20 protein-coding genes and 1 riboswitch are annotated in these 20,815 nt (G+C 68.2%); of the genes, 7 read left to right on the top strand and 13 right to left on the bottom strand.

From position 1 onward, the window contains the following. Positions 1-69: 69 nt before the first annotated feature. The 5 genes from gcvPB to AC1DVI_RS02640 all read right to left on the bottom strand — a co-directional run bounded on the left by gcvPB (position 70) and on the right by AC1DVI_RS02640 (position 5,104). Positions 70-1,635, bottom strand: coding sequence for an aminomethyl-transferring glycine dehydrogenase subunit GcvPB (gene gcvPB / locus AC1DVI_RS02660; RefSeq protein WP_476956650.1), 1,566 nt, complete (start codon positions 1,633-1,635; stop codon positions 70-72). Then, positions 1,635-2,975 carry an aminomethyl-transferring glycine dehydrogenase subunit GcvPA gene (gcvPA, locus tag AC1DVI_RS02655; protein ID WP_476956649.1) on the bottom strand — a complete coding sequence of 447 codons (1,341 nt, stop codon included), beginning with the start codon at positions 2,973-2,975 and terminating at the stop codon, positions 1,635-1,637. The genes gcvPB and gcvPA overlap by 1 nt, the downstream gene beginning before the upstream one ends. 1 nt (position 2,976) lies before the next feature. Further along, on the bottom strand, positions 2,977-3,351 hold the full coding sequence (gene gcvH / locus AC1DVI_RS02650; RefSeq protein WP_476956648.1) for a glycine cleavage system protein GcvH: 375 nt from the start codon (positions 3,349-3,351) through the stop codon (positions 2,977-2,979). A gap of 47 nt (positions 3,352-3,398) precedes the next feature. Next, on the bottom strand, positions 3,399-4,511 hold the full coding sequence (gene gcvT, locus AC1DVI_RS02645) for a glycine cleavage system aminomethyltransferase GcvT (protein WP_476956647.1): 1,113 nt from the start codon (positions 4,509-4,511) through the stop codon (positions 3,399-3,401). A 175-nt stretch (positions 4,512-4,686) separates the two neighbouring features. After that, positions 4,687-4,786, bottom strand: a riboswitch (glycine riboswitch). A gap of 72 nt (positions 4,787-4,858) precedes the next feature. After that, the gene (locus AC1DVI_RS02640) at positions 4,859-5,104 is read right to left on the bottom strand and encodes a CDGSH iron-sulfur domain-containing protein (RefSeq protein WP_476956646.1); all 246 of its coding nucleotides are present in this window, start codon (positions 5,102-5,104) and stop codon (positions 4,859-4,861) included. A gap of 301 nt (positions 5,105-5,405) precedes the next feature. Here AC1DVI_RS02640 and AC1DVI_RS02635 point away from each other — a divergent pair, with 301 nt between their 5' ends. Further along, positions 5,406-6,224, top strand: a complete 819-nt coding sequence (locus tag AC1DVI_RS02635) for a hypothetical protein (protein ID WP_476956645.1) — start codon at positions 5,406-5,408, stop codon at positions 6,222-6,224. 87 nt (positions 6,225-6,311) lie between these two features. On the opposite strand, the gene AC1DVI_RS02630 is transcribed toward AC1DVI_RS02635, so the two are convergent. Continuing rightward, the gene (locus AC1DVI_RS02630) at positions 6,312-6,818 is read right to left on the bottom strand and encodes a hypothetical protein (RefSeq protein WP_476956644.1); all 507 of its coding nucleotides are present in this window, start codon (positions 6,816-6,818) and stop codon (positions 6,312-6,314) included. 226 nt (positions 6,819-7,044) lie between these two features. On the opposite strand from AC1DVI_RS02630, the gene ispH reads away from it, so the two are divergent. The 5 genes from ispH (at position 7,045) to AC1DVI_RS02605 (ending at position 11,863) form a co-directional block, all read left to right on the top strand. Further along, on the top strand, positions 7,045-8,025 hold the full coding sequence (gene ispH / locus AC1DVI_RS02625) for a 4-hydroxy-3-methylbut-2-enyl diphosphate reductase (RefSeq protein ID WP_038527134.1): 981 nt from the start codon (positions 7,045-7,047) through the stop codon (positions 8,023-8,025). 49 nt (positions 8,026-8,074) lie between these two features. Beyond that, complete coding sequence (locus AC1DVI_RS02620) at positions 8,075-8,632, top strand: Uma2 family endonuclease (protein WP_476956643.1); 558 nt, start codon at positions 8,075-8,077, stop codon at positions 8,630-8,632. 65 nt (positions 8,633-8,697) lie between these two features. Further along, a complete protein-coding gene (locus AC1DVI_RS02615) occupies positions 8,698-9,681 on the top strand; it encodes a homoserine kinase (protein ID WP_476956642.1) in 984 nt (327 codons plus the stop codon). 4 nt (positions 9,682-9,685) lie between these two features. Then, positions 9,686-10,168 (top strand): ribonuclease HI, encoded by a 483-nt coding sequence (gene rnhA, locus AC1DVI_RS02610; RefSeq protein WP_476956641.1) that lies wholly within the window; start codon positions 9,686-9,688, stop codon positions 10,166-10,168. 111 nt (positions 10,169-10,279) lie between these two features. Beyond that, positions 10,280-11,863, top strand: a complete 1,584-nt coding sequence (locus tag AC1DVI_RS02605) for an AMP-binding protein (RefSeq protein WP_476956640.1) — start codon at positions 10,280-10,282, stop codon at positions 11,861-11,863. A 48-nt stretch (positions 11,864-11,911) separates the two neighbouring features. Here AC1DVI_RS02605 and AC1DVI_RS02600 read toward each other — a convergent pair whose 3' ends face one another. Both AC1DVI_RS02600 and AC1DVI_RS02595 read right to left on the bottom strand, forming a co-directional pair. Further along, the gene (locus AC1DVI_RS02600) at positions 11,912-12,394 is read right to left on the bottom strand and encodes a peroxiredoxin (RefSeq protein ID WP_137103196.1); all 483 of its coding nucleotides are present in this window, start codon (positions 12,392-12,394) and stop codon (positions 11,912-11,914) included. A 29-nt stretch (positions 12,395-12,423) separates the two neighbouring features. Beyond that, entirely contained in the window at positions 12,424-14,523 is a 2,100-nt protein-coding gene (locus AC1DVI_RS02595) for a protein-disulfide reductase DsbD family protein (RefSeq protein ID WP_476956639.1), read from the bottom strand. 158 nt (positions 14,524-14,681) lie between these two features. On the opposite strand from AC1DVI_RS02595, the gene AC1DVI_RS02590 reads away from it, so the two are divergent. After that, positions 14,682-15,257 carry a YqgE/AlgH family protein gene (locus tag AC1DVI_RS02590; protein WP_237903291.1) on the top strand — a complete coding sequence of 192 codons (576 nt, stop codon included), beginning with the start codon at positions 14,682-14,684 and terminating at the stop codon, positions 15,255-15,257. A gap of 73 nt (positions 15,258-15,330) precedes the next feature. Here AC1DVI_RS02590 and AC1DVI_RS02585 read toward each other — a convergent pair whose 3' ends face one another. The 5 genes from AC1DVI_RS02585 to AC1DVI_RS02565 all read right to left on the bottom strand — a co-directional run bounded on the left by AC1DVI_RS02585 (position 15,331) and on the right by AC1DVI_RS02565 (position 20,698). Continuing rightward, on the bottom strand, positions 15,331-15,549 hold the full coding sequence (locus tag AC1DVI_RS02585) for a hypothetical protein (RefSeq protein ID WP_144243459.1): 219 nt from the start codon (positions 15,547-15,549) through the stop codon (positions 15,331-15,333). 119 nt (positions 15,550-15,668) lie between these two features. Then, the gene (locus tag AC1DVI_RS02580) at positions 15,669-16,259 is read right to left on the bottom strand and encodes a GNAT family N-acetyltransferase (RefSeq protein ID WP_476956638.1); all 591 of its coding nucleotides are present in this window, start codon (positions 16,257-16,259) and stop codon (positions 15,669-15,671) included. Between the two features lie 27 nt (positions 16,260-16,286). Then, positions 16,287-17,543 (bottom strand): M16 family metallopeptidase, encoded by a 1,257-nt coding sequence (locus AC1DVI_RS02575; protein WP_476956637.1) that lies wholly within the window; start codon positions 17,541-17,543, stop codon positions 16,287-16,289. Continuing rightward, on the bottom strand, positions 17,540-18,952 hold the full coding sequence (thrC, locus tag AC1DVI_RS02570; protein ID WP_476956636.1) for a threonine synthase: 1,413 nt from the start codon (positions 18,950-18,952) through the stop codon (positions 17,540-17,542). Before thrC ends, AC1DVI_RS02575 begins: the two co-directional genes overlap by 4 nt. Before the next feature lie 417 nt (positions 18,953-19,369). Further along, positions 19,370-20,698 (bottom strand): glycoside hydrolase family 5 protein, encoded by a 1,329-nt coding sequence (locus AC1DVI_RS02565; RefSeq protein WP_476956635.1) that lies wholly within the window; start codon positions 20,696-20,698, stop codon positions 19,370-19,372. Between the last annotated feature and the right edge of the window lie 117 nt (positions 20,699-20,815).

Below are 20,815 nucleotides of genomic sequence, written 5' to 3'. Positions count from 1 at the left end.
TCGCAGGAGAGGGAATTTTGTCCCCTCCCCTGCGAAGCGGGGGAGGGTTAGGGAGGGGGCAAGAACGCCCTACTCCGCCGCGACCTTCTCTTGCTCCACCACCGGCGTCCACCGCAGCACCGGCTTCCGCGCCGCGGCGGTCTCGTCGAGGCGGCGGCGTGGGGTCAGGCGCGGGGCGCCCTGGAAATAGGCCACGTCGCCGGACTTGGCCCGCTCCGCCAGGGCGCGCAGCGCCGTGACGAACTGGTCCAGGCTGGCCTTCGACTCGGTCTCGGTCGGCTCGATCAGCAGGGCGCCATGCACGACCAGCGGGAAGTACATGGTCATCGGGTGGAAGCCCTCGTCGATCAGCGCCTTGGCGATGTCGAGCGTGGTCACCCCCGTGCCTTTCAGGAAGCGGTCGTCGAACAGGCATTCGTGCATGCACGGCCCCGCGAAGGAGGGCGTCATCACGTCCTGCAGGCGGGCCAGCAGATAGTTCGCGTTCAGCACCGCGTCGTTCGCCACCTGCCGCAGACCGTCGGCGCCGTGGCTCATCATGTAGGCGAGCGCGCGGACGAACATGCCCATCTGGCCGTGGAACGCCTTCATCCGCCCGAAGGCCGGGCCGTCGCCGGCCTGCTCCACCAGACGGAAGGCGCCGTCCTTGTCCTGCACCACGTAGGGCACCGGGACGTAGGGGGCCAGCGACTCCGCGAAGACCACCGGGCCGGAGCCCGGACCGCCGCCGCCGTGCGGGGTGGAGAAGGTCTTGTGCAGGTTGATGTGCATCACGTCGATGCCGAGGTCGGCCGGACGCACCCGCCCGACGATGGCGTTGAAGTTGGCGCCGTCGCAGTAGAAATAGGCGCCCGCCGCGTGCACCGCCTCGGCGATGGTGATGATGTCGCGCTCGAACAGGCCGCAGGTGTTCGGGTTGGTCAGCATCAGGCCGGCCACGTCGGGGCCGAGCTTGGCCTTCAGCGCCTCCAGATCGACGCGCCCGTCCTCGGTCGCCGGGATCGCCTCGACGGCGTAGCCGCAGGCGGCGGCGGTCGCCGGGTTGGTACCGTGGGCGCTTTCCGGGACGAGGATCTTGGTGCGGCCCTTATCGCCCTTGGCGTCATGGGCGGCGCGGATCGCCATGATGCCGCACATCTCGCCATGCGCGCCCGCCGCCGGCGCCAGCGTCACCGCCGCCATGCCGGTCAGCGTGGCGAGCCAGCGGCCCAGCTCCGCCATCAGTTCCAAGGCACCCTGCACCGTGCTTTCGGGCTGGAGCGGGTGCACGTCGGCGAAACCCGGCAGCCGCGCCATCTTCTCGTTCAGGCGCGGGTTGTGCTTCATCGTGCAGGAGCCGAGCGGGTACAGGCCGCTGTCGATCGCGTAGTTCTTCTGCGACAGGCGGGTATAGTGGCGGACCACCTGCGGCTCGGCGAGGCCCGGCAGGCCGATCCGGCCGCGCGGCTTCACCGCCCCCAGGCGCGATCCCACCGCGGGGGCCTCCGTCAGGTCGACGCCGCAACGCCCGGCGCTGTCCTGTTCGAAGATCAACGGCTCCTCGATCTGCAGGCCGCGGTTGCCGGTGACGGTCTCCGGAACAGCGCTGTCCGAATTCTGGATGCCGGTCGGGCGACCCTGGTTGTTCATGCTCATCACAGAACCTCGGCGAGGGCGGTGGCGAAGGCGTCCATGTCGGACTCGGTGTTGGTCTCGGTGGCGGCCACGATCAGCAAGTCGTCGAGCCCGCCGCCGAACAGGCGGGAGGCCGGAACGCCGCCCAGGATGCCGCGTTGCGCCAGCGCTTCGACCACCCCTGCGGCCGGCTTCGGCAGTTTCATGGTGAATTCGTTGAAGAAGCTGTCGTTGACGATCTCGACGCCCGTCACCGCCGCCAGCTTATCGGCCAGCTGCACGGCCTTGGCGTGGTTGAGCTGGGCGAGCCGGGTGAAACCCTCCTCCCCCAGCAGGCTGAGGTGGATGGAGAAGGCCAACGCGCACAGGCCGGAGTTGGTGCAGATGTTCGAGGTCGCCTTCTCGCGGCGGATGTGCTGCTCACGCGTCGACAGCGTCAGCACGAAGCCGCGCCGCCCGTCGGCGTCCACCGTCTGGCCGCAGAGACGGCCCGGCATCTGGCGGACCAGCTTCTCCTTCACCGCGAACAACCCGACATAGGGGCCGCCGAAGTTCAGCGCGTTGCCCAGCGACTGGCCTTCCGCCGCCACGATGTCGGCGCCCATCTCGCCCGGCGGGGTCAGCAGACCGAGCGACACGGCCTCCGTCACCACGATGATCAGCAGAGCGCCCTTGGCCTGGCAGGCCTTGCCCAGTTCCGTGTAGTCGCGGACATGGCCGAACACGTCGGGGTTCTGCACGACGACGCAGGAGGTGTCGCCGTCCACCGCGGCCAGCAGGTCCTCACCGCCGGTGGGGGCCGGCGGCATCACCACCGTCTCGAAGCCGATGAAGCGGGCGTCGGTCGTCGTCGTGTCGCGGTAATGCGGGTGCAGGCCACCAGACAGCACGGCCTTCTTCCGCCGGGTGACGCGGTTGGCCATCATCACGGCTTCCGCACAGGCGGTGGCGCCGTCGTACATGGAGGCGTTGGCGACGTCCATGCCGGTCAGCAGCGAGACCTGGGTCTGGAACTCGAACAGGACCTGCAGCGTGCCCTGGCTCACCTCCGGCTGGTACGGGGTGTAGGCGGTCAGGAACTCGCCGCGCTGCACCAGATGGTCCACCGTCGCCGGAATGTGGTGGCGGTAGGCACCGGCGCCGAGGAAGCTCGGCACGCTGCCGGCGGGCAGGTTCTTCCCCGCCATCGCCGACAGGGCGCGATCGACCTCAAGCTCGCCCATGTGGTTGGACAGCCCCTCGATCGGGCCGGAGAGGCGGGCCGCCTCGGGCACGTCGCGGAACAGTTCGTCCACCGACGGCACGCCGATGGCCTCCAGCATGGAGCGCCGGTCGGCCTCGGTCAGGGGCAGGTAGCGCATCTCAGGCTTGCCCTTCCACGAAGGCCTTGTAGGCGGCTTCGTCCATCAGCGCGTCCAGTTCCGCCGGGTTGCTGAGGCGCAGCTTGAAGAACCAGCCGGTGGTCTCGGCCCCGGCGTTGACCAGGGACGGGTCGTTCTCCAGGTCGGCGTTGGCCTCGATCACCTCGCCGGAGACCGGGGCGAACACGTCGCTGGCGGCCTTCACCGACTCCACGACCGCGGCTTCCTTGCCCTGGGTGAGCTGGCGGCCGACGTCCGGCAGCTCGACGAACACGACGTCGCCGAGCTGCTGCTGGGCGTGGTCGCTGACGCCGACGGTGCCGACATCGCCTTCGACGCGGACCCACTCATGGTCCTTGGTGTACTTGATGGTCATGGTTGTCCCCTGTTCGAAACGGTTTTTGGATTGTCCGCGTGTGATTCTCAGCCGCGGTAGTAGCGCTGCGGCACGAAGGGCATGGCGGCGACCTTGGCGGCCAGCGGCTTGCCGCGGACCATGAGTTGGACCGGCGTGCCCACGGCGGCGTGCGCGCGGTCCACATAGCCCATGGCGACCGGGGCGGAAGCGGTAGGGCCGAAGCCGCCGCTGGTCACCTCGCCGATCTTTTGTCCGTCCGCGTCGCAGACGTCGGTGTGCTCGCGGGCCGGCTGGCGGCCTTCCGGCTGAAGGCCGACGCGGCGGCGCGGGGCGCCGTTGGCGAGCTGGTCCTTGATGATGGCGTATCCGGGGAAGCCGCCCTCCTCCCGGCGGCGCTTGGACAGCGCCCATTCCAGGCCGGCCTCGACCGGAGTCGTCGTCTCGTCGATGTCGTGGCCGTAGAGGCAGAGCCCGGCCTCCAGCCGCAGCGAGTCGCGCGCACCCAGCCCGATGGCCTCGACCTCGTCCTCGGCCAACAGGGCGCGGGCGATGGTTTCGGCGTCGGACGTGTCGCAGGAGATCTCGTAGCCGTCCTCGCCCGTGTAGCCGGAGCGGGTGATGATCACCGGGATGCCGTCGAAGGTGGCCGGCAGGTAGCTCATGAATTTCATGGTGGCGGCTTCGGGAATGAAGCGCCCAAGCACCGCCGCGGCCTCGGGCCCCTGAAGGGCCATCAAAGCGAGGTCGTCCAGCAATTCCACGTCGGCCTTGCCCTTCAGGCGCTCGCGCATGTGGGCGACGTCGTGGTCCTTGCGGGCGGCGTTGACGACCAGGAACAGGTGGTCGCCGGCGTTGGTGACCATCAGGTCGTCCAGGATGCCGCCCTGCTCGTTCAGGAACAGCGTGTAGCGCATGCGCCCACGGGCCAGCCCCTTGATGTCGCCGGGGACCAGCGACTCCAGCGCGGCGGCCGGGTCTTCGCCGGTCAGGCGCACCTGCCCCATGTGCGACACGTCGAACAGCCCGGCCTTGGCGCGGGTGTGCTGGTGTTCCTTGAGGATGCCGAGCGGGTACTGCACCGGCATGTCGTAGCCGGCGAAGGGCACCATCTTGCCCTTCAGCTCCAGATGGAGGCTGTGCAGCGGCGTTGTCTTGAGGGACTCAGAAGCCTCGGTCACGCGGGTCCTCCGACATAGGGTCGCACAACCCGCGCCGGAATTGACGCGAGTCCTGCCCCCTCTGTCCTGGACCTGAGAGATTCACCGGCGGGGTCCAACCCCCAACAACCGGTTTACTCCTTCGGTGAGCCGTCATCCGCTGTGCACGGACGAAGCTGCTTTCCAGAGTTGCCTTGTCCCCCTTGCGGTCCTTTTGCCTGAGAGTTTCCGGGGCGGTTGCTCCTTCGGCGCCACTGTCCGGTGAACCGGACAGCGATCTCTCCCGCGAGGGATCGTCAGCTTGTGCCGTTTAACCTACCGGGACCTTTGCGAATGTCAATTGGGGTTCGCTCGGGTGCCGGGGACGCTCACTTCAGGTCCAGATGGCTGCCGTCGCAGAAGGGCGGCTTCCTGGTCGCCTTGCAGCCGCAGAAGCGCGCCTTCATGGAGGTGGCGGGAGCGAACTTCATCGGCTCCAGCCCGGTGCCGGCGTGGCTGCCGTCGCACAGCGGCTGCTTTGCGCTGCGCCCGCACCGGCACCACCAGTAGGTTTTGCCAGCTTCCAGTTCGATAATGATGGGTTCCTTGGTCGCGGCGACCGGTGCGCTGGCCATGAGTCTTGTCCTTTGTTCGATCGCTGAATCCAATGCGGGCCATCGAAGGCTAACCGACCCGGGCCTTAAGGCAAGCGTCCTATGAACGGCATCGTTTCCGCCGCTTGCCAACCCGCTTCCAAGCGAATCGGGCGCGGGAAGTCGCAGCGACAGGCGTGCCCAGTCAAGGATTTTAATCTCGATTAATGAGGAATATAGTCTCTTAAATCTCCTCAAAGGATGATAGTCCTAAATTCGTCCGCCGCGAGACCTTTTGCTCAACGGCCCCTCGCTGCACCGCCAATGTTTCAAGGAGCGTTCTATGTCCGTCCAGACCTTCAACCCGACCGATCTGTCTCAGAACGCCACCAACTGGGCCGTCGCCCAGCGCATCGTCGGGCCGTTCGCCCCGCACGCCCAGGTGTCGCCGGATCTGACCATCGCGCTTGATCCCGGCCACCTGCTGAACAACGCCATTCTGACTGAGGTGAACGCGCAAATCGTCGGTCCCTTCACACCTCCGGCCTCGGGCTTCCGCATCGACCGCGTGGTGGTAGACCGAATGACGGGTGCGGCGAGCATCGTAACCGGGATAGTGAACAGCTTGGCCCCGCCGGCCATCCCGTCCGGAAAACTGCCTGTCGCGCGTGTGTTCATGGACAACATCACCACCTCGGTGAAGAATGACGCAATCGCTGATGAGCGTGCGCTCCATGATAGCAGCGCCTCCATAGCCGCAGTATGCCGCGCTTACCTCAACGTGACCACATCGGTCCCCCAAGCGGTCCATGTTAAGACCCCGCTCTCCGCCGTGACGTTTGACGTTGGCAACGGATTCGACAGCGCAAACAGCCGCTTCAAACCGTCATTGGCTGGCTACTATGCGGTGAGCGCGACAATCGGTTATCAGGGCGTCAGCGCCGGATACGGAATGTCCGCGGTCATTTATCTGAACGGTGCCACACTGTCGGGAACGAACTCCAACACCACTGGCGCTCAGTGGGTTTCGACTTACGATGTAGTGTATTTGAATGGATCGACGGACTTTCTTGAAGTCTATGCCTACCAATCCGGCCCGACCACCTGCACACTGCACACCGGAGCCAGCAATACGTACTTCACCGCAACAAAAGTTGCCTGATACGCCCGAGGCGCCCTCAGCGGGCGCCTCTTCTTTCTCATGCTTCAGCCAAACTGAATATTCTTTTTCCAATGCTTCAATACAACGTTACTGCTTCATCTGTGCCCGGTTGAAGGCCAGCTGCTCCGGCGTCAGTTGGAAGCCCAGGAAAATTTTCCAGTCCTTGCCGTTGGCGTCCTTGGGCAGCGGGATCTTCGGCGCCAGCTCCTCGCGGCTGCCGGAGCGGAGCTTGCCGGCATCGAAGGTCACGGAGGTGTCGAATTCCGTCTTGGTGGTCGGCGCTTCCTCGCCCGGCTTGGCGACGGCGACAAAATAGCGGTAATTCGCCGTGTTGCCCTGCATCGCGGGCCCGCGCTCCGCGATCAGGAAGACGTTCACGTTCACCGTGACGCCGTCGCTGGTGTAGTCGCAGTTGCCGGAATAGTCGGCCAGAGCCGCGCGGGAGGTGACGTCCGTCAGGTCGCGCCCGCCCCCATTGCGGAACTGGGTGACCTCCGCCAGATCGCGGACGATGGACACCTTCGGGCAGGCCAAGGCCGCGTCCACCGCCGCGTTGCTGCCGCCCCCAAGTCCGGAACAGCCGGTGAGCGCCAAGACGCCGACCCCTGCACCGAGACTCGCGAATGCAAGCGCCCGCGGGCTTTTCCGGGCGGGGGTTCCTATATTACGGTCGCGGCGGCGGTCCATCGGTCTGACCTAACGGTTGGAAGGGTGTGTTCTGCCACGACTTTAGAGAAGCGGTGGGGCCGGCACAAGGCCACGCCGCCGCTGCGACGAACGAACCCCTACACCCCTTTTTCGAGACACCGGAACGACGCGCATGACCCAGACGCCCCTGACCATCCTGCTCGCGGCCCCCCGAGGCTTCTGCGCCGGCGTGGACCGCGCGATCCAGATCGTGGAGGTGGCGCTGGAGCGGTTCGGCGCCCCCGTCTATGTCCGGCACGAGATCGTCCACAACCGATTCGTGGTGCAGAGCCTGGAGGCCAAGGGCGCCATCTTCGTGGACGAGTTGGACCAGGTGCCCGACGGCGTGCCGGTGGTCTTCTCCGCCCACGGCGTGCCGAAGTCGGTCCCGGCGGCGGCGGAGCAGCGCGGCCTGTTCTACCTCGACGCCACCTGCCCGCTGGTCAGCAAGGTGCACCGCGAGGCCGAGCGCCACTTCAACGAAGGGCGCCAGATCGTCCTGATCGGCCACGCCGGCCACCCGGAGGTGATCGGCACCATGGGCCAGTTGCCCCAGGGCGCCGTGGTGCTGGTGGAGACGGTGGAGGACGTGGCGACGGTCCAGGTGGATGACCCGGAGAATCTCGCCTACGCCACCCAGACCACCCTGTCGGTGGACGAGACGGCGAGCATCGTCGCCGCCCTCCAGGCCCGCTTCCCGTCGATCGGCGGGCCGAAGAAAGAGGACATCTGCTACGCCACCACGAACCGCCAGCAGGCGGTGAAGGCCATCGCGCCGAAGGTGGACGCCCTGCTGGTGCTGGGCGCGCCGAACTCCTCCAATTCCAAGCGACTGGTCGAGGTGGCGAAGATCCACGGTTGCCAGCGCGCCCAGCTCGTCCAGCGCGCGGCGGACATCGACTGGTCGGCGCTGGACGGCGTCGCCACGCTGGGCATCACCGCCGGAGCGTCGGCCCCCGAAGTGCTGGTGGAGGAGGTCATGGAGGCCGCCCGCGCCCGCTACGCCGTGACCGTGGAGGAGCTGCGCACCGCCTTCGAGGACATCACCTTCAAACTGCCGAAGCCGCTTCTGGACGGCGGCGCCCCTTCCCGTCCGGTCCCGGCAGACGCATAATGCAAAGGCCCGCATAATCCAGGGACCGGCCTTCGCGAAGGAGACGTTCATGGGCGCCCCCGCCATCCAGAAGATGGACATTGACGAGTTCCTCGTCTGGGCAGACCGGCAGGAGCCGGACACGCGCTACGAGCTGGTCGGCGGGCGGCCGCGGGGAATGAACGCGTGCTCCCAGGCGCACAGCCAGATCGCCGCGAACGTCGTCTATGAGGTTCGGCGGCGGTTGCGCCCGCCCTGCCGCGTTCTGTCGGAAACGGCCATCGAACGCGACGACCGCGCCGACCGCTTTTACGAGGCCGACATCGCCGTCACCTGCTCGCCCCACCAGCCCGGCCAGCGCTCGACGCCGAATCCGGTGCTGGTGGTCGAGATCCTGTCCGACAGTACGGCCAGCCACGACCGCGGCACCAAGGTGCCCGACTACCTGCAGATCCCCTCCGTGCAGGAGGTGCTGCTGGTGGACAGCCGCGCCGTCCGGGCGCAGCTCTGGCGCCGCGACGGACGGCGCTGGATCGTCGAGGATTTCACCGACGACGCCACGCTGCCGCTGGCCTCCATCGGGACGGAGCTTCCCCTGGCGGCGCTGTACGACGGCATCGCCCTGTGAGCGGCCCAGAGGTGAGCGGCCGCGCCGCCATTGACCGGCGCCCCGAATCCCGGTAAGGCGCTGGCATGGCCGTTTACACCGAAGTCACCGACGAAGAGCTGAACGCTTTCATCGCCCAGTATGATCTGGGCGCCGTCCTGTCCTGCAAGGGCATCGCGGAGGGGGTGGAGAATTCCAACTTCCTCCTGGTGACGGAGCGCGGCCCTTACATCCTGACGCTCTATGAGAAGCGCACCCGGCGGGAGGACCTGCCCTTCTTCCTGGGCCTGATGGAGCATCTTGCCGACAAGGGCATCGCCTGTCCGCTGCCGGTCCAGGGAACGGACGGGCAGGCCCTGCGCGAACTGGCCGGGCGCCCGGCTGTGATCGTCACCTTCCTGGCTGGCATGTGGCCGCGCCGCATCACGCCGCACCACTGCGCGGAGCTGGGGACGGCGCTTGCCCGTTTGCATTTGGCCGTCGCCGACTTCCGGATGGAACGTCCCAACGCCCTGTCGCTGGACGGCTGGAAGGACCTCGCCGGGAAATGCGCGCCGCGCGCCGATGAGGTCGCCCGCGATTTGCGCGCCACGCTGGAGGCGGAGCTTGCGGCGCTGGGGGCCAATTGGCCCGCCGGCCTGCCGTCCGGGGTCATCCACGCCGACCTGTTTCCCGACAACGTGTTCTTCCGCGGCGACGGGCTGTCCGGCCTGATCGACTTCTACTTCGCCTGCAACGACTTCCTGGCCTACGACATCGCGATCTGCATGAACGCCTGGTGCTTCGAGATCGACGGGTCGTTCAACGCAACCAAGGCGCGGATGCTGCTGACCAGCTACCAGAAGGTCCGCCCCCTGTCGCCGGCGGAGCTGGCCGCCTTGCCCTGGCTGTGCCGCGGCAGCGCCCTGCGCTTCCTGCTGACGCGCCTCTACGACTGGCTGAACCACCCGCCGGGCGCTTTCGTGCGCCCGAAGGACCCGCTGGAATATCTGCGCAAGCTGCGCTTCCACCAGACCGTCCGCGGGCTCGGCGACTACGCGCTCGACGACGGCGGCAGCTATCAGGTCTGATGACATGACGGACGCAGCGAACAGCGGTGACGGCGCGCCGAAGGTCGTCGACATCTTCACCGACGGCGCGTGCAGCGGCAACCCCGGCCCCGGCGGCTGGGGCGCCATCCTGCGCTACAACGGGGTGGAGAAGGAGCTGTACGGTGGCGAGCCGGCCACCACCAACAACCGCATGGAGCTGATGGCCGCCATCCAGGCGCTGGAGGCGCTGAAGCGGCCCATGGAAGTGCGGCTCTACACCGACAGCGAGTATGTGAAGAACGGCATCACCCAGTGGATTCACGGCTGGAAGGCCCGTGGCTGGAAGACCGCCGACAAGAAGCCGGTGAAGAACGAGGATTTGTGGCGCCGCCTGGACGAGGCGAAGCGGCAGCATCGCATCGAATTCCACTGGGTGCGCGGCCACGCCGGCCATCCGGAGAACGAACGGGCCGACGCGCTGGCCCGCCAGGGCGTCGCCGATGTCCGGCAGGCCGCGCGGGGCTGATCCCGCGCGCCAAACAACCACCATCCTCAAGGGCTTCTGGACGGCGGACCCGCCGTCCCGCTAGGCTCCCTCCGATAACGGACGACGAAAGATCGTTGGGAGGAGACCGAGATGTATCCGCATTTGCGGAACGAAGCCCGCTGGGTGCTGCCCGAGGTGCTGGCTCATCAGGCCGCCGAACGCGGCGGCAAGACCTTCGTCACGATGATCGGCGGAGATTCCATCACCTACGCCGAAGCGCAGGAGCAGGCCGCCCGCGTGGCCGGCTTCTTCGCCGGGCTGGGCGTGAAGCCGGGCGACAAAGTGGCGGTGATGCTGCCGAACGGGCTGGACTTCGTGCGCGTGTGGCTGGGGCTGGGGCGGCTGGGCGCTGTCATGGTCGCGCTGAACACCGAGCTGAAGGGCGGCTTCCTGGAACACCAGTTGGAGAACGCCGGAGCGGCCCTGGCGGTGGCCGATGCCGCGCTGGCCGACCGCATCACCGACATCGCGCCGCGCCTGACCGCGCTGCGCGGGCTGGTGGTGCCCGGCGCGGCGGAGGGATCGCCGCACCGCGCGCTGGAGGGCTGGCGCGACGCCGCTCCCTATGACGGCCCCCTGCCCCGCGCCGGCGACGACGCCTGCATCATGTACACGTCGGGCACCACCGGCCTGTCGAAGGGCGTGCTGATGCCGCACGGCCACGGCTTCCTGTTCGGGCTGGGCTCCATCGACAATTTCGCGCTGACGGACGAGGACCGTTTCTACATCTGCCTGCCGCTGTTCCACGCCAACGGGCTCTACATGCAGCTCTACGCCGCGATGATTTCCGGCGGGTCGGCGGTGCTGCGTGAGCGGTTCAGCGCGTCCTCCTGGCTCGACGACATCCGGCGCCACGGCTGCACGGTGACCAACTCGCTGGGCGCCGTCACCGCCTTCGTGGTGGCCCAGCCGCCGCGCTCCGACGACCGGGACCACCCGCTGCGCCTCGTCGGCGCCGCCCCCAACCCGGCGGACACCGAGCGGGTGCTGCGCGAGCGCTTCGGCGTCCGCGACGTCATCAGCCTCTACGGCATGACCGAGGTGAACATTCCGCTCTACGCCGAGATGGGCAAGCCGCGCCCCGGCACCTGCGGCAAGGTCTACGACCGCTATTTCGAGGTGGAGATCCGCGATCCGCAGACCGACATCCCGGTGCCGCACGGTCAGGTCGGCGAGGTCATGGTGCGCCCGAAGGCCGCCTTCGGCTTCCTGTCCGGCTATCACCGGATGCCCGACAAGACGGTGGAGGCGTGGCGGAATCTGTGGTTCCACACCGGCGACGCCGCGGTGATGGACGCGGAGGGCTACGTCACCTTCGTCGACCGCATCAAGGACTGCATCCGCCGCCGCGGCGAGAACGTCTCGTCCTACGAGGTGGAGACGGTGCTGTCTCGGCTGGACGGCGTGGCGGAGGTCGCCGCCTACGCCGTACCGGCGGGCATTCCGGGGGCGGAGGACGAGATCATGGTGGCGCTGGTCGCCGCACCGGGCGCCGCCCTGACACCGGAGGTCGTGGCGGCCTTCGCCGAGCGTGAATTGCCGCGCTACGCCCAGCCCCGCTACATCGACATCGTGGACGCCTTCCCCAAGACGCCGACCGCCAAGGTGCAGAAGGCCAAGCTGCGCGAACGCGGCGTGGGGGATACCACCTGGGACCGTATGAAGGTGGGGTGACGCCTCCAAACGCCCTCTCCCGCTCCGGGAGAGGGCATTCCGGCTCCCTTACAGCGCCCCCAGCACCGCTTCGGCCGAGGACACCTCGAACTGGCCCGGCTTCTCGACGGCGAGGTGGGTGACCTTGCCGTCCTTGGCGACCAGGGCGAAGCGCTGGCCGCGCAGGCCAAGGCCGTAGCCCGTGCCGTCCATCGTCAGGCCCAGCGCCTGGGTCAGCGCGGCGTTGCCGTCCGGCAGCATGGTGACCTTGCCGCCGACGCCGTTCTTCTCGCCCCAGGCGCGCATAACGAAGGGATCGTTGACGGCGAGGCAGACGATGTCGTCCACGCCCTTGGCCTTCAGATCCTCGGCCTTCTGGACAAAGCCCGGCAGATGCTTGGCGGAGCAGGTCGGGGTGAAGGCGCCCGGCACGGAGAACAGCACCACCGTCTTGCCGTTGAACAGCGCGTCGGTGGTGATGTCCTGCATCCCGTTGTCGGTCAGATGCTTCAGCGTGACGGACGGGATGGCGTCGCCCACTTGAATGGTCATGTCTCCTGAACTCCCAAATTCTTTGTGTTTCAGCTTTTGATCTTGCCGGACGCCCGGTCGAGCGCGTCGAGGACGGCGCCCTCGGTGAGCAGTTCCGGAAGCGCGATGCCCTCCGGAGCCCCCGGACCATAGACGATGTTGAAGGGAATGCCATAGCGGCCGTGTCGGGCAAGGTAGCGGGCGATGGCCTCGTCCGGGCGGGTCCAGTCGGCGCGCATGGCGGTCACCGTCCCGGCGTCCTCCAGCCGTTGCGCGACGGTCCCGCGGTTCAGCACCAGCTTCTTGTTCGCTTGGCAGGTGATGCACCAGTCGGCGGTGACGTCCACGAAGACGGTGCGACCAGCGGCCACCTGCTCGCGGATCACGGCCTCGTCGAAGGCGACCCAGCGCGCCGCCGTGCTTTCGGCCACCGGAGCCGCCCCGGCGGAGGGACCGAAGACGGCGGGGACGGCGAAGGCCACCACGGCCAGCAGCCCGGCCAGCGCCGCCCCGGCCCAGCGCGCCGAGTCCGTCAGGCGGCGGCCCAGCCACAGCGCGGCGACCAGCCCGCCCATCAGCACGGCGACGGCCAGCGCCGGCACCTCCCCCACCTGGACGACCAGCACCGACAGCAGCCAGAGCGCCGTCAGGGCCAGCGCCCCGCCCAGCACCCGGCGCAGCGCCACCATCCAGCGCCCCGGACGCGGTAGCAGGCGCGCGGCGCGCGGGAAGGCGGCGATCAGCAGATAGGGCAGCGCCAGCCCGACGCCGAGCGCGGCGAAGATGGCGAACACCTCCAGCGCCCCGCGGGCCAGCGCGAAGCCCACCGCCGTCCCCAGGAAGGGCGCGGAGCAGGGTGTGGCGAGCAGCGTGGCGAAGGCGCCGGTGGCGAACTGCCCGCCCAGCCTCTGTCCCTCTGGCCCCTGCCCCTCCGGCCCGCCCAGCCGGTCGGCGATGGCGCGCGGCAGCGGAAGTTCGAACAGGCCCCACAGGTTGGCGGCGAACAAGGTCACCAGGACGACCATGAAGACGAGGAACAGCGGTTGCTGGAACTGGATGCCCCAGCCCACGGCGCCACCCGCCGCCTTCACCGCGACCAGCGCCCCGGCGAGGATCAGAAAGGAGGTCAGGATGCCCGCCGCCGAGGCCAGGAAGCCGGCGCGCACCGCCGCGGGCGCCCGTCCGCCATGCTGGACGATGGACAGCAGCTTCAGCGACAGCACCGGCAGCACGCAGGGCATCAGGTTCAGAATCAACCCGCCCAGCAGGGCCACGCCCAGCATGGTGAGCAGCCCCGCCGGAGCCGCTCCGGCGCCTCCGCCCAGCCCCGCCACGACGGTTGCAGGAGCCTCCACCGACCGATTGCCGTCCACCACCGTCAGCGTCATCGCCCGTCCGGCGAGGTCCAGGCCGGGCGTCGGGTCGGTGGCGTCCATCCGCAGGATCGCGCGCCGGTCGCCGTCGAGGAACTGGCTCTTGGGCGCGGCGAAGGTCACCGGCGGGTCGGTTTCCACGAACACGTCGGGGGCGACCATCGGCTCGCGGGCGGTGACCTCGACCTCCAGCGCGGCGCCCTGGCCGCGCACCGCCGTGACGGTCAGGCCTGACGCCCGCCCGTCGCCGGGCACCAGGGATTGGGCGCGGGCGATGTCGTTGGCCGACGGCCCGGGCGTTGCCGGCCCCTCGGGGATGGACAGGGACAGCGCCACCATCTCCGGCACGCAGATGGTCGAGCAGACCAGCAGCTCCGCCTTCAGCGCGAGGTCGAGCGGCTTGCCCGGCTCCGCCGGGGTGGCGGCGATGGGGAACAGCACCTCCGCGTCGTAGCCCGCCGTCTCGAAGCCCAGAACGGTGAAGCGGTGCGGGGCCGGGTAGATCAGTTCCGTTGCCTTGAGGTTCCGCGACTCCGACCAGTCCAGCCGCGGCGCGAAGCCGGCGTCCCCCGGAGTGCGCCAATAGGTTTTCCAGCCGGGCTCCAGCCGGACCTCCAGCCCCAGGGGGATTTTGGTGAGATCGCCCACCCCCTGCACCGACGCGACGAGCCGGGCCTCCACCGGGCCGGACTTGACCCAGGCGCCGGTCTCCGCCCTCCCCATTGCGGGTGCGGCCAAGGCCAGGATGGCGATCAGGAACGGAACAAACCTTTTCATCGCACCGACTGTTCTCATATCAAGACGCAGCGGGCCGCCCATCGGCCGTGGCTGTATATGGATGACAAAGCTTGGCCCGTGCTGTCACACTCGGGCGAAGACGGCAGCGGGCGGCCGCCCAACGGTCCACCCGTCCCCCGACACTAAGGATAGCGCCCATGCCGCACCTGACCAAGTCCTCGGACTATCTGACCGGCCAGTTGCTGATCGCCATGCCGGGCATGACGGACCCGCGTTTTCAGCGGACCGTGATCTACATGTGCGCCCATAACGACGACGGCGCCATGGGCCTCGTCGTCAATCGCCTGTTCGGATCGGTCACCTTCGAGGATTTGCTGGAACAGCTCGAGATCGAAATCCAGGAGCCGATCGCCAACATGCCCGTCCATTATGGCGGTCCCGTAGAGTCCGGGCGCGGATTCGTCCTGCATTCGACCGACTATGTGCGGGACGGCACGCTGGTGGTGGACGACGAGGTGGCGCTGACCGCGACCATCGACATCCTGCGCGCGATTTCCGAGGACCGCGGACCGCGCCGCAACCTCCTGCTGCTCGGCTACGCCGGCTGGGGACCGGGGCAACTGGACGCGGAAATCCAGGCGAACGGCTGGCTGAACGTGCCCTGCGACGAGTCGCTGCTGTTCGATCCCGAACTGGACACCAAGTGGGAACGCTCGATCGCCAAGCTCGGCGTCAGCCTGTCGATGCTGTCGGCGGAGGCCGGGCACGCCTGACGGCGTCCGCTCCCGGTCACGGTCACGACCCGCCGCACCGCAAGCGGCGGGACCTCATGTCAGAACTTTTGATTCACGGACCCTTGCTGGCGATCGCCAGAGCGAGGCCGCGGGCCTGCATCAGCTCGCTGCACCGTTCGACCAGCTCGTCTCCGGCGTAGACCGCCCAGCCGCTCTGGAAGCCCGACGCCTCGTAGCGCAGATCGACGCGGCGTCCGTCCAGTTCGACGGCGTAGGTCAGGGAGTCTTCTTTCGTCCAAGTGGCGTTCGGATAGGTGGGGTTCGACGACATATCCGCCTCATGGGATGCGAAGGACATGCCGTCAGCCTGCGCCCGCTCCCTTAACCGCGGGTTAAGCCGACCGGGACGGCGTCTTGGGATTTTGGAGGCGCACACCCCAACCGGACGGGCTAGCCCCGCCACTCCTCGCGCAGGACGGCGTAGAGGACATGGTCCCGCCACACCCCGTCGATGCGCAGATAGCCGCGCGCGTAGCCTTCGTGGGTGAAGCCGACCTTTTCCAGCAGGCCGCGGCTGGGCGCGTTGGTCGGCAGGCAGGCCGCCTCGACCCGGTGCAGCCCCAACTGCCCGAAGGCGAAATCCAGCACCAGCCGGGTGGCGCCGGACATGTAGCCGTTGCGCGCGTAGGGCTGCCCAACCCAGTAGCCGAGCGTCGCCATCTGGGCCACGCCACGCCGCAGGTTGGTCAGCCCCAGCCCGCCGACCAGCCGGTCGGTCGCCCGGTCGTAGACGAGGAAGCTGTAGCCCTGGTCGTCGCGCCACTCCTGCGCCTGCCGCCGCAGCCGCCGCCCGAAGGCGCTGCGTGTCAGGGCGTCCGCCGGCCAGGTCGGCTCCCAGGGGGTCAGGAAGGCGCGGGAGTCAGCCCGCAGGTCGGCCCATTCCCGCCAGTCCCGCGGCAGCGGCGGGCGGATGTAGCAGATCGGCCCGTCGAGCCGGACCGCCGGCGGGCTGATGAGACCACTGCCGAGCAGGCGGATCATGCTGCCCCTCCCACCCTGGCGCGTCCCTTACCGGAACCGCGTGGCGATGCGGTCATACTCCTCCAGCCGGCCGATCGGGCCGATCGCGGCGACGGTGGGGCGGCTCTCGCGCAGGCGGCGGGCGACGCGGACGATGGACTCGCGGTCGACCGCGCCGATCTTCTCGACGATCTCCTCCACCGGCACCGGGCGCCCGTAAACCAGAAGCTGCTGTCCCAACTGCTCGCAGCGCGACATGGAGCTTTCCAGCGCCATCAGCGTCCCGGCGCGGAGCTGGGCGGCGGCGCGGGCCACCTCCTCGTCGGTCACGTCCTCGGTCACCCGCATCAGCTCGTCGCAGACGACCGGGACCAGTTCCGCCACCTCGTCCTCGCCGGTGCCGGCGTAGACGCCGAACAGGCCGCCGTCGCGGTAGGCGCCGGAGAAGGTGTAGATGGAATAGACCAGCCCGCGCTTCTCCCGCACCTCCTGGAAGAGGCGGGAGGACATGCCGCCGCCGAGCAGCGTGGACATCACCGAATGGGCGTAATAATCGGGATCGTGCACCCCCACCCCGTCGAAGCCGAGGACGAGGTGCATCTGCTCCAGGTCCCGCGCCTCGCGGAAGTCGCCACCGGCGTAGTGCGCGTTCTCGGATTCCGGCGCCGGGCGGGAGGACAGCCCGTCGAAGGCCGACAAGGCCATGTCGACGAGCCGGTCATGCTCCAGCCGCCCGGCGGCGGCCAGGACGATGCCCGGCGCGCCGTAATGGCCGTCGATGTAATCGACCAGGGCCGGGCGCGACAGGGCGCCGACGATCTCCGCCGACCCCAGCACCGGACGCCCGAGCGCCTGACCCGGATAGGCGGTGGACTGGAAATGGTCGAAGATGATGTCGTCGGGGGTGTCGGCGGACTGGCCGATTTCCTGGAGCACCACCGTGCGCTCCCGCACCAGCTCCTCGCTGTCGAGGACGGAGTTCTGGAGCATGTCGGCGATGAGGTCGAGCGCCAGTGCCGCGTCCTCGTGCAGGACCTTGGCGTAATAGGCCGTCTGCTCGCGCGTCGTGTAGGCGTTGAGCTGGCCGCCGACATTCTCGATCTCCTCGGAGATGCGGAAGGCGGAGCGCCGCTCGGTGCCCTTGAACAGCATGTGCTCGACGAGATGCGCCACGCCGTTGACGTTCGCGGACTCGTTGCGCGTGCCGACCCCGACCCAGCAGCCGAGCGAGACCGACTGCACGCCGGGCATCGTGTCGGTGGCGACGCGCAGCCCGTTCGGCAGCGTGGTCACGCGGATGCTCATGCGGCCTCCTTGGCGGCGCGGGCGCGGGCGACGACGAACTCCTGGACCGCCGCCATGTCGTTGGGCAGTTCGGACAGCCGCTCCTCGCGCTCGTAGAGGTCGGCGAGGCGCGGCGGCAGGACCGGCCGCCGGCCGGTGGCCGTCTCCACCGCGTCGGGGAACTTGGCCGGGTGGGCGGTCGCCATCACGACCACCGGCACCGACGGATCGACCGGGGCGGTCGCCGCGGAATGGATGCCGACGGCGGTGTGCGGATCGACCTGATAGCCACCGGTCTTCTCCCAGACCTCCTTGATGACGTCCATGGTCCGGGCGTCGTCGGCGCGGCCCGCGGCGAAGATCGCGTGCGCTTCGGCCAGCTGCGCGTCGGTGACGGCGAATTTGCCGTCCGCGCGGAAGCCGTCCATGGCGGCCTGCACGGCGGCGCCGTCGCGGCCCAGCAGGTCGAACAGCAGCCGCTCGAAGTTGGAGGAGATCTGGATGTCCATGCTGGGACTCAATGTGGGCACGACCGGAGCCGCCGACATGGTGCCGCTGGCAAAAAAGCGGGCTAGGATGTCGTTGGCGTTGGAGCCCACGATCAGCCGCTCCACCGGCAGGCCCATCGCCCGCGCGCCGTAGGCGGCGTAGACGTTGCCGAAATTGCCGGTGGGCACGGTGAAGGCCACCTTGCGGTCGGGCGCGCCCAGCGCCACCGCGGCGGCGAAGTAATAGACGATCTGGGCCATGATGCGCGCCCAGTTGATCGAGTTCACCGCCGACAGGCCCATCTTGTCGCGGAAGGCCATGTCGTTGAACAGCGCCTTCACCAGATCCTGGCAGTCGTCGAAGGTGCCGTGCAGCGCGATGTTGTGGACGTTGTCCGACAGGACGCTGGTCATCTGGCGGCGCTGCACCTCCGACGTGCGGCCCTTCGGGTGCAGGATGAAGATGTCCACGTTCCGGCGGTCGCGGCAGGCCTCGATGGCGGCGGAGCCGGTGTCGCCCGAGGTGGCGCCGACGATGGTCACCCGCTCGCCGCGCTTGGTCAGCACATGGTCGAACAGGCGGCCGAGCAGTTGCAGCGCCACGTCCTTGAAGGCCAGCGTCGGGCCGTGGAACAGCTCCATCACCCAGGTGCGCTGGTCCAACTGCACCAGCGGCACCACCGCGGCGTGGTCGAAGCTGGCGTAGGCGTCCGTCACGATGGCGCGGAAATCGTCCTCGGCGATGGCGCCGCCCAGAAAGGGCAGCATCACGCGCACGGCGATCTCGCTGTAGGGAAGGCCGCGCATCGCGCGGATCTCGTCGGCCGAGAACTGCGGCCAGCTTTCCGGGACATAGAGGCCGCCGTCACGCGCGAGACCGGCCAGAAGGACTTCCTCGAAACCCAGGACCGGGGCCTGGCCCCGCGTGCTGACGTACTTCAACGCACACTCTCCGACGCCTGAAGGTGGCCGACGCTGTGGCGGGCCGGCGACTCTTGTGGAACGGGCATAGTTAGCGCCCTCCCACACGCCGTGCAAGCGGCGGGTTCCCTCTTATGCAAGACGCTTGCGCGATACACTCTCGCGGCCATCCCTGCCGTCATTCCCTCTCCCCTCAGGGGAGAGGGTTAGGGTGAGGGGGCAGCATGGGCATCAGCCCATGCCAGGGGATTGCCAAGGGGCAGAATGCCCCTTGGCGGTGCGCCGCAGGCGCACCGGCCCCCTCACCCTCCCCACCGCTGACGCGGTGGGTCCCCTCCCTCTCCCCGCTATCGGCGGACCAAAGGTCCGCCTGTCGCGTCAGCGCAAACTTCGTTTGCGCGTGAGCGGAGGGGCGAGGGCAATCGCTCCGCCCGCCGGTCAGGCGCCGGTGTGGACGTCCAGCGGGTCGTGGTGCAGCGCCGACGGATCGTGCGCGGCATCGACCGGCGGAAGCTCCACCGTCTGGGCGGCCAGCGCGGCGGCCACCGACGCGGCGGTGCTGTGGTCCGCCGGCTGCGGCTGGGTCACCGTGTGGGACAGGACGTTGATGTCGCCCTCACCAAGCGCCTGCGCCTGCGCCGGAGCCCAGGCGGCCTTGGCCGGGCTGCCGCCGCCGTCGAACAGGCCTTCCTTGATGGCGTTGTACTTGGTCTGGTCGACCGTCTGCCAATCGTCCTTCAGGATGCCGCCGGTGTCGCCCGAGTTCGGGTTCCACGACCAATAGGTCCAGCTCGCCCCTTCCTTGCCGGCGCCCAGGTCGTTGGTGCCGTTGCCGTCCAGGTCGCCGTTCATATAGTCGATCAGCTTGGCCATGTAGGCCTTGTCCTGATCGGTCTCCAGCTTGCCGCCGAACTCGCCGACCAGAACCGGCGCCTTGTCGTCCTTCAGCAGCCAGCCCCAATTGTCGGTGTACTGGCCCGGCAGGTTGTTCGGGTAGTCGCTGGCCTTGAACCATTCCATCTCATGGATGGACGGGCCGTAGGAGTGGACCGAGTAGACCAGCTTGCCCGGATTGTCGAACTCGATCGGACGGTCCTTGGCGCCGCGCAGGTTGCCGCCCCACCACTCCCACTGGTTCTCGTGGATTTCGACGCCCTCGACCAGCAGCAGCCAATCCTTGTTCACGGACTGGATCTCGTTGCCGATGCGCTCCGCGGCCCAGGCCCAGTCGGTGGCCTTGTCGCCGCCACCCCAGGTCGCCTGCCCATGCGGCTCGTTGTGCAGGTCGGCACCGACCACCGTATCGTTGCCCTTGTATCGCTCGGCCAGCATCTTCCAGTTTTCGATCATCTTCGACTCCGGGTACTTGTCGTCGTACCACAAGCCGTTCTCGTTGGCCGACGCGCCGTCGCTGGAGCGGTGGTGGTCGAGGATGACCTTCATGCCGATGCGCCCGGCGTAGTCGATCACCTTGTCCATGACCTCAAGCGGGGACTTGTTCGCAAGGTCGGGATTCTTGGAGGTGTCGATGCCCGTCGCCCGGTCGGCGTCCAGCGCCGCGTCGCTCCACGGCAGACGGATGGTGTTGAAGCCCATCTCCTTCATCTGCTCCATCATCCCCCAGTAACCGCGCATGTCCATGCCATTGGGGTTGAAGACGAAGCCCTCGCCGCCGAACCAGTTGACGCCCGTCAGCTTGACGTTCTGACCCGACGAATCGACGATCTGGTTGCCGTCCGTGTGCAGGAAGCCCTTGGCGATGCCCATTGTTCTCAGCCCTCGTTGCCATTCGCGTTGGGCCGGAAGCTGGCGGTTTATGGTTAATGAAATATTGCCAGGAATGTCGCTTAATTCCGGCAATCCAAGGCATATGTGACCATGTCC

The organism is Azospirillum sp. P4_B5, from assembly GCF_056402275.1.
The sequence above is the reverse complement of the archived record's forward strand: the minus strand, read 5'-3'. Positions and strand labels throughout refer to the sequence as shown.